Origin of the sequence: Vibrio genomosp. F10 str. 9ZD137, from assembly GCF_049974785.1 — a bacterium.
In the GTDB taxonomy this organism is placed as follows: domain Bacteria; phylum Pseudomonadota; class Gammaproteobacteria; order Enterobacterales; family Vibrionaceae; genus Vibrio.
In genome coordinates this window covers 1-8676 of record NZ_JBNGCJ010000654.1, presented here as the reverse complement: position 1 = coordinate 8676, position 8676 = coordinate 1, and the positions used below count along the sequence as shown (strand labels likewise).

The 8676-nt window shown below is 43.6% G+C and carries 8 protein-coding genes; 6 read left to right on the top strand and 2 right to left on the bottom strand.

Going from position 1 to position 8676, the window contains the following annotated elements; translation table 11 throughout:
- Positions 1–871: M20/M25/M40 family metallo-hydrolase (locus tag ACP45E_RS15920; protein ID WP_069585223.1), on the bottom strand; the 871-nt coding region annotated here is incomplete at its 3' end.
- 494 nt (positions 872–1365) lie between these two features.
- On the opposite strand from ACP45E_RS15920, the gene hppD reads away from it, so the two are divergent.
- The 5 genes from hppD (at position 1366) to ACP45E_RS15895 (ending at position 6777) form a co-directional block, all read left to right on the top strand.
- Entirely contained in the window at positions 1366–2451 is a 1086-nt protein-coding gene (gene hppD / locus ACP45E_RS15915; RefSeq protein WP_017039144.1) for a 4-hydroxyphenylpyruvate dioxygenase, read from the top strand.
- An 8-nt stretch (positions 2452–2459) separates the two neighbouring features.
- Complete coding sequence (locus tag ACP45E_RS15910; protein WP_017039143.1) at positions 2460–3590, top strand: homogentisate 1,2-dioxygenase; 1131 nt, start codon at positions 2460–2462, stop codon at positions 3588–3590.
- Between the two features lie 146 nt (positions 3591–3736).
- Positions 3737–4756 carry a fumarylacetoacetate hydrolase family protein gene (locus ACP45E_RS15905; RefSeq protein ID WP_017039142.1) on the top strand — a complete coding sequence of 340 codons (1020 nt, stop codon included), beginning with the start codon at positions 3737–3739 and terminating at the stop codon, positions 4754–4756.
- Positions 4757–4881: 125 nt separating this feature from the next.
- Positions 4882–5532, top strand: coding sequence for a maleylacetoacetate isomerase (gene maiA, locus ACP45E_RS15900; RefSeq protein WP_017039141.1), 651 nt, complete (start codon positions 4882–4884; stop codon positions 5530–5532).
- A gap of 291 nt (positions 5533–5823) precedes the next feature.
- Positions 5824–6777, top strand: a complete 954-nt coding sequence (locus ACP45E_RS15895) for a lactate/malate family dehydrogenase (protein ID WP_017034078.1) — start codon at positions 5824–5826, stop codon at positions 6775–6777.
- A gap of 114 nt (positions 6778–6891) precedes the next feature.
- Here the strand turns inward: ACP45E_RS15895 and ACP45E_RS15890 are convergent, their stop codons facing one another.
- The gene (locus ACP45E_RS15890; RefSeq protein WP_017039140.1) at positions 6892–7416 is read right to left on the bottom strand and encodes a lipocalin family protein; all 525 of its coding nucleotides are present in this window, start codon (positions 7414–7416) and stop codon (positions 6892–6894) included.
- A gap of 410 nt (positions 7417–7826) precedes the next feature.
- Here ACP45E_RS15890 and ACP45E_RS15885 point away from each other — a divergent pair.
- The coding region (locus ACP45E_RS15885) for an FAD-dependent oxidoreductase (RefSeq protein WP_158008386.1) at positions 7827–8676 on the top strand (850 nt) is incomplete at its 3' end.

Here is an 8676-nt window from a genome sequence, read left to right as displayed (position 1 = left end):
TGACGTAAGCTTCATAAGCGCGCTGAGACTCCAGTTCAATGTCAGCGCCATGCTTGTCTGCCGCTGCTTTAAACGTTGATACCATGTGCTCCACCTGGTTGGCTAACTTATCTGCATTCAGTGAGCGTGCTTCCGCGACGATACGCAGTTCTGGCATGACGATATTAGTGGCTTGTCCACCTTCCACAATACCGATGTTTGCCGTGGTTTCTTCATCAATACGCAAAAGGTTCATATTGGTAATGGCTTCTGCTGCAACGCCAATGGCACTGATCCCTTCTTCTGGAGCTAAACCAGCGTGTGCAGGGCGACCTTTGATGGTGAATGTCATGGATTGTTGACCTGGCGCACGGTTGATGATGGTGCCTATAGGGCCGCCAGAATCTAGCACAACGGCCTTATCGGACTGAATGAACGACATATCAAAGTGTTTAGATCCTTGCAGCCCACCTTCTTCATGGACAGTAAAAGCAATCTCAATCGTTTTATGAGCGATATTTTCAGAACGAATACAGCGAACCGCTTCCATAATGGCCGCAATACCTGATTTATCATCGCCGCCTAAAATAGTGTCGCCTTTAGAACGAATAATGCCTTCTTCAATAATGGGTTCGATATTGTTACCTGGCGCCACTGTATCCATGTGACAACTCAGTACCACGCTGTCATCTAACTCTCCGTCTAAACGAGCATAAATATTGAAGCCATTGGAAATTTCCTCGGCGACTGGCAATTTATGAACAGAAAAACCGAGCTCCCCCAGTTGTTCGGCCAATGTTTTCGATATGTCGAGTTCGTAGCGAGATTCGCTGTCGATTTTGATCAATTGGCAAAAGTGTTCAACCAGTCTTTCTTGGTTTATTTGAGTCATTGTACTACCTCGTTGGAAACAGGAAGGGATACCTTATCTTTGAAGCACGTCATATTACCCTGCGATAAATCAATGAATTGTTTTCTTGCCCAGTAACTGAGCAGTAAAAGGAAGGGTTTGGTTAGTGTCTTTTCATAATTACACGAAATGTAAACATTATGTTGCACTTTGTGAGGGTTGTAACTTGAGTTTTAACACTTGGTCGTAGATTGGTTATTGAATGAATTCATTTTTTATTATTGATTTATATTATCTTTATTTGTTCCTAGTGCTGGCGTGATAAAGGTGGTTATCACTTTATGTAACATTTTGAATACATCTTTAGGTGGGGCCATTGGGGTTAAGTATTTTGGCCATAAAGTTCAAATGCAACGGGCTTTTGACTTAAGTTAGTGAACAAGCGCTCAGTTGCTAAACAAGCAGATAAGTTAATGCACAGGCATCTAAGTGAGTACCAATCATCTGGAGCAAAACAGCCAATAAAAGGAATGACCATGTTGGATAAAAGTAACCCGCTAGGAACCGATGGATTTGAGTTTGTTGAATACACAGCAGTCAGTAGCAAAGGGATCGATGATCTAAAGCAGTTATTCAGTTCATTAGGGTTTGCTGAAGTAGCCAAGCACCGTTCAAAACAGGCGTGGCTGTATCGTCAGGGAGATGTGAACTTCATCGTGAATGCCGAGCCTAATAGCCCAGCAGAAGCCTTTGCTAAACTTCATGGGCCATCAGTGTGTGGTATGGCGTTTCGAGTGAAGGACGCATCACAAGCCATGGCGCACGCTCTTAAAAATGGAGGAGAGGAATATAAAACTGAAATCGGCCCGATGGAACTCAGTATTCCAGCTATCTATGGTATTGGCAAAAGCCTGCTCTATTTTGTGGATCGCTATGGTAGCCAGAGTATCTATGACGTTGACTTCAACTTTTACCCAGATATGGAAGAAAGACTGGCTCAAAAAGATGTCGGTCTTTTTGAGATTGATCACCTGACCCATAACGTGATGCAAGGTCAAATGGATGTTTGGTCAAGCTTCTATGAAGGCATTGGAAACTTCAAAGAGATTCGATACTTCGATATTGAAGGAAAACTCACTGGTTTAACCAGCAGAGCCATGACCGCGCCCTGCGGGAAAATTCGAATTCCCATTAACCAATCATCCGACGATAAATCACAGATTGAAGAGTATCTCAAAGAATATAACGGTGAAGGTATTCAGCACATTGCCCTGAGCACAGAAGATATCTACGAAACGGTGCGGACTTTACGTTCACGAGGAATGGATTTCATGCCCACCCTCGATACCTATTACGATAAAGTCAACCAACGTGTTTCAGGCCATAGTGAAGATCTAGAGCAACTTAAAGAGTTGAGAATACTGATAGACGGCGCACCGGAAAAAGACGGTATTTTATTGCAGATCTTTACTCAAACGGTCATAGGCCCAGTCTTTTTTGAAATCATTCAACGTAAAGGCAACGAAGGATTTGGTGAAGGTAATTTTAAGGCGTTGTTTGAATCGATTGAAGAAGACCAAATTCGTCGAGGCGTGCTTAACAAAGAAGATGTGAAATCATAGGGGTTACTATGAATAAATGGATTACGTTTCCTCACAAAGAAGGCATCAGCTCTATGCAGGCACACGCTGATTTCCCCGAACAAGGCATCTATGAACGAGAAGCGGGCCGCAGTGGTTTTTTTGGCCCCGCGACGCACTTTCATCACCAACATGCCCCAACCGATTGGCAGGAGTGGCAAGGTGATCTTAAACCCAGAGCTTTCGATTTAACGCAGTTAACTTCAGCGGTTCAAGATAGCCCTTGGTCTGTGCCCAATGTCCTTCACAATGATCAGTGTAAAATTCGAGTGTGGCAACTAGAGCAATCAATGTCTGAGTTAGTCCGAAACGCAGATGGGGATGAGCTCTTGTTTGTCCACGGCGGCAAAGGGAAGTTCTATTGTGATTATGGCCACCTAGACATTGCTGAAGGGGATTATGTCATGATTCCTCGCTCGACAATGTGGCGAATTGAAGTCGAGGAGCCATTGTTTTTTTTGATGATTGAAAACAGTGATGGGGCGTATTCTTTTCCAGAAAAAGGGATTGTAGGAAACCACGCTTTGTTTGATCCTGCGGTTTTGCAAATCCCCTCAATCGATGAGGCATTTAAAGCACAATATTCCGAGGAAAGCACGAAAGTTGTCGTAAAAAGGCACGATAGCCTGAGTGTGATCACGTATCCATTCAATCCGCTTGATGCTATTGGTTGGCATGGTGATCTTAGCGTAGTTAAGCTTAACTGGCGCGATATTCGGCCTTTGATGTCACACCGTTATCATCTTCCACCCTCGGCTCATACTACGTTTGTTGGTGAGGGTTTTGTTGTTTGTACCTTTGTGCCAAGGCCAATCGAAAGTGATCCGGGTGCATTGAAAGTGCCTTTTTATCATAACAATGATGATTACGATGAAGTGCTGTTCTATCACCAAGGGGATTTCTTTAGCCGCGATAATATAGAAGCGGGCATGATGACCTTCCATCCCGCTGGATTTACTCACGGACCGCACCCCAAAGCGTTTAAAGCAGGGTTAGAGCATAAGAAGACATTTACTGATGAAGTGGCGGTCATGATTGATACGCGCCATGCTTTACACTTTACATCAGCGGTGGATGGCGTTGAAAACAAGGACTACGTGTACAGCTGGCGCACAACTTAATAAACGCCGGTTAAGTACCTTCTAAGATAAGAAGAACCAACAATAAACAACAAGAAACTATAGCAAGAAGATCGGTAAGAATATCAGGGTGCTTGAAATCCACACGACAGCAATAAGAAAAACCAGCAGGGATGAGGGAAAACATAATGAAGTTAGCCACACTAAGAAATGGAATGAGAGATGGGACATTAGTTGTCGTGAGTAAAGATCTTACTCAATGTGTTTCTGTTCCCGATATCGCGCCGACTTTGCAAAGTGCCTTAGATAATTGGCAAAATGTCGTGACGCCTTTAAAAGCGAGATACGACTTGCTAAACCAAGGGGAAGCGACAGACACAATAGCCTTTGATTCCAAACAATGTGAATCGCCATTGCCTCGTGCTTATCATTGGGCGGACGGATCGGCGTACGTCAACCACGTTGAATTGGTTCGCCAAGCAAGGGGGGCGGAGATCCCAGATAGCTTTTGGAGTGATCCATTGATGTATCAAGGGGGATCCGATGCGTTCTTAGGACCAAGGGACGATATTCCTGTAGAAAGTGAAGCGTGGGGGATTGATTTTGAAGCGGAAGTCGCAGTCATTACGACAGATGTTCCTATGGGTATGAATGCGAAGCAAGCGGCGAACTCAATTTGTTTATTAATGTTGGTCAACGACGTCTCTTTACGAGGGTTAATCCCAGCTGAATTAGCCAAAGGATTTGGTTTCTATCAGTCTAAGCCATCTTCCGCATTTTCTCCGGTTGCCGTCACACCTGATGAGTTGGACGCCGAGTGGGAAGGCGCGAAAGTCCATTTGCCTCTTGAATCTCACTACAATAACGCGCTTTTTGGTTGTCCGAATGCTGGTGTTGATATGACATTTGATTTTGGACAGCTTATCGCTCATGCGGCAAAAACACGGCCTCTTTGCGCAGGAACGATCATAGGTTCTGGGACGGTCTCGAATAAACAAGGAACCGATCACGGCAGTGCAATTACAGAAGGTGGAGTGGGGTACTCCTGTATTGCTGAAGTTAGAATGATTGAAACGATCCGCGACGGTCAGCCCAGTACTTCCTTTATGAAGTTTCAAGACACAATAAAAATAGAAATGAAAAACCGACAAGGCGCCAGCATATTTGGGTCAATCGAACAAAAAGTGGTGCCTTATAAGGCGCCCTGACTCTAACTATATAACGCACCTAATTATATAACGAACCTAACTGTCTAAACCCCCAAATTATTTGAGACAGTTTAATTCCGTAAAGCATTCCGGTTGATAATGAAATGAATGAAAAGGAAAGGCCGATGGCTCTCATGACTTTGTACGGATACTGGCGTTCATCCGCTGCGTATCGTGTTCGTATTGCTTTGAACCTAAAACAGTTAATGTATCAGCATCAATCGATCCATCTACTTAACCAAGGTGGAGAGCAACATCAGCCTGAGTTTCGGTCGCTAAACGCTAGTGAATTGGTCCCGGTACTCAAGGACGGAGAAGTGATTTTGTCACAATCACTCACCATTATTGACTACCTTGATAACTGTTATTCAGGCCCTAAGCTTGTGCCTAGTGCAGGAATCGAGCGTTATCAAGTGATGGCATTGGCTCAAGATATTGCTATGGATATTCATCCGATCAACAACTTACGAGTTTTGCAATATTTAGAGCGCGAGTTGGGCGCCGATGCAGAACAAAAAAAGCATTGGTATCGCCACTGGGTGAGCGTTGGCTTTTCTGCGTTTGAGCAAAAATTGAAGAAAAGTGCTAAAGAATATTGTGTTGGCAATACCATCAGCTTGGCGGACGTATGCTTGGTTCCTCAAGTCTATAACGCGCGTCGGTTTGATGTGGACATGGCGGAGTTTCCGAAAATCAGTGCCATCGATAAAGCATTGTCTGATCACCCTGCTTTCATCGCATCATTGCCTGAAAATCAACCAGATGCTCAAGGCTAAATGAGTTTTCCTTGCTATTTCTTTCACTTCTATTTCTATTTTCATCCTTCACTTTTTCTTCTGTACTGTTTCGGGTGTTTAGCTTGAATGCTCTATCATCCTTATCTCATAAGCTATTTGATTTTCTCCTGACAGTGGATTCTTCTGCTAAGATTTGGTTAGTTTCAGTCTAGAGATAAAAACTAGTGTTTAATTCTGTAATGTTCGCAAGCGTTGAAATAAAAATAGCGTTTATGGCAGGGGTATTAGTAGACTATTGACAGTGATAAAACTCTTTCTCAAGGAATGAACATGAAAATCGGCGTGATAGGTGCTGGCTCAGTGGGTGTTGGAATTTGTAATTATTTACTCACACTGGGAAGCGTGAGTGAACTCGTGGTACTTGATCAGAACCTAGAACGAGCAGAAGGCGAAGTGCTGGACTTTCGCCACACAGCAGCATTAACCTTTTCTAAAAATACCCATATTTTGGCCAGCGACGACTATTTGTCTCTTATTGGTGCAGATATCGTTGTTATTACCGCAGGGGCGCAAATTAAGCAGGGACAAACACGGATGGATTTGGCAGAAATTAATGCCAAAATTGGTGTTGATATCGCTTTAAAAGTCAGTCGAGTCGCGCCCAAAGCAACCCTAATTGTTGTCAGTAACCCATGTGACATTGTCACACATTGTATTGTTAAAAATACCGATTTCCCAGCCCATAAGGTCATCAGCAGTGGTTGTGTTATTGATACAGCGAGATTGATGTCTATCGTCGCAAATCGAGTTAACTTAGACCCAAAGAATGTATTTGGCTATGTACTTGGCGAGCACGGCAGCAATTGTTTTACGCCAAAAAGCTTGATTAGCATTGCGGGGCAACCTGCGGATTATTACTGTGACACCAATAATCTTGCTCGTATTGATGCCGATGAGTTACTCGACTCGGTAAAGCAAGCCGGTTATGAGATCTTTAAGCGAAAGCAAAACACCACTCACGGCATTGCTGCGAGTGTGTTTCGAATCATTCAAGCGATTAAAATTGATGAGCGTTCGGTACTACCCATTGCGACGTTAATTAACGGTGAATATGGGTTGAAAGATGTCGTCATGAGTCTGCCTACCATCGTGGGTAAAAATGGCGCGGAGTCTATTTTGATTCACCCTTTCACCAAATCAGAGCTTGAAGAGTTACACAGTATTGCTGCTAACATCTCGAACGATGTGGCTGCTGTGGCAAAAGCGACGGGTTTGAAGCATTAACGGCGGCGGGTTTGATTGTACCGTTTGCAAATACATGGCTTAACGGAAGAATAGAATAGGGGCCAGTTTGGTCCCTTTTATTTTTATACTGTAGAAAACACGTCACCCAGTTTGTTAGTACGTTTGTTCAAAGGGAAAAACGAGCTGTTCCGTACTAAATCCCGCTTTTTTGGCAATGCGTAAATACTTGTTCATTTTGTACTCAGGTAACTCGTTGGTTCTCGACAATAACCAGAATTCATTTGCGCCACTGGCTACCATTGCCGTTGAGTAGTCGTCTTCAAGATAGAAGACCACATAGCTACCATAAAATGGGCCAGAGAAAGAAATGTGCAGATGACCGGTGTTGTCGTCTGCCAGTTTAGCCTTGCCGATCGCTTCTTTCCATTGGTGATCTTCTTCGCTCCAGCCACTGTTGACCACTTTGATGCTTCCATCATCATCAATCGTATATTGCGTTCGGCTGTGGGTTAATCCCTGATCAAAGCGGTGATCTAATCTGGCAACTTCGTACCATGTCCCTAAATAAGCGGCAATATCGAATTCTTCTACTGGCAATAAATACCGAGTAATACTGCCGCATCCAACGAGTAAAGTGCTTGATATACCGATGATTAGAACAATTATTTGACGTTTCATAACCCGTTCCTCGCCTGCCTGATAGTGCGTATATCAATGTTTAAGCATTATTAGCGCCAGTACGGTGAGCCAGTCCTTTAAGGGCGTAATTGGGATTTGAACACATTAAAGACATAGATACCGACTATGTGGAAGGATATTACAGATCTGTAATTAAGTTAGGCATTGTGCATCACTAACACTGACTCGGTAGGGTGTAGCGTGTTAGGGGACAAGCAGCTGAAAGATCAATAATACAAGAAGATGCAAATCAGTTGACGAGCTGTACGTTTACCGACCTGACTCTCTACCCCTTTAGGGTTGTTTAAGTTCGTAATTGATTTACATCATGTGTTAATTATTTTTCATATTTCAAAATGCAGCCAGTGAAGCAAATTGATTGCTAAGAAATATAATTGTTGGGAATATCTATGAGTAAGATGAAGCTAGTCATTATCGGTAACGGCATGGTCGGTCATCGCTATATCGAAGATTTGGTCGAAAAGACAGAGGTGTCAAAAATGGACATCACCGTCTTCTGTGAAGAACCCCGCGTTGCGTATGATCGTGTCCACCTTTCTTCTTACTTTTCACATCACACTGCAGACGAACTTTCTTTAGTTAAAGAAGGTTTCTACGAGAAACATGGCATTAACATGCTGATCGGTGAACGTGCTATTAACGTTAACCGTGAAAAGAAAACCGTTTACTCAAGCACTGGTCGAGAAATTCAATACGACAAACTTGTTCTTGCTACTGGTTCTTTCCCATTCGTACCGCCAATCAAAGGCAACGAAGGTAAAGACTGTTTTGTTTATCGCACAATCGAAGATCTAAAAGCTATCGAAGCGACGGCAAAGAATTCTAAATCTGGTGTTGTTGTTGGTGGTGGTCTACTTGGCCTTGAAGCAGCAGGCGCACTTAAAGCACTCGGTGTCACGACGCACGTTGTTGAGTTTGCTCCAAAGCTTATGGCAGAGCAGCTTGATCTTGCAGGTGGTAATCAGCTTCGTCAAAAGATCGAACGTATGGGTGTAAACGTCCATACAAGCAAGAACACGCTTGAAATTGCTCCTGAAGGTACTGAAGCTCGTAACGTAATGCGTTTTGCAGACGGCACTGAGCTAGAAACTGATTTCATCGTATTCTCTGCTGGTATTCGCCCACAAGACAAACTGGCTCGTCAAATGGGTCTAGGTATTGCGCCTCGCGGTGGTATCGAGATTAACGATCACTGTCAGACGACAGACCAAGATATCTACGCTATCGGTGAATGTGCGT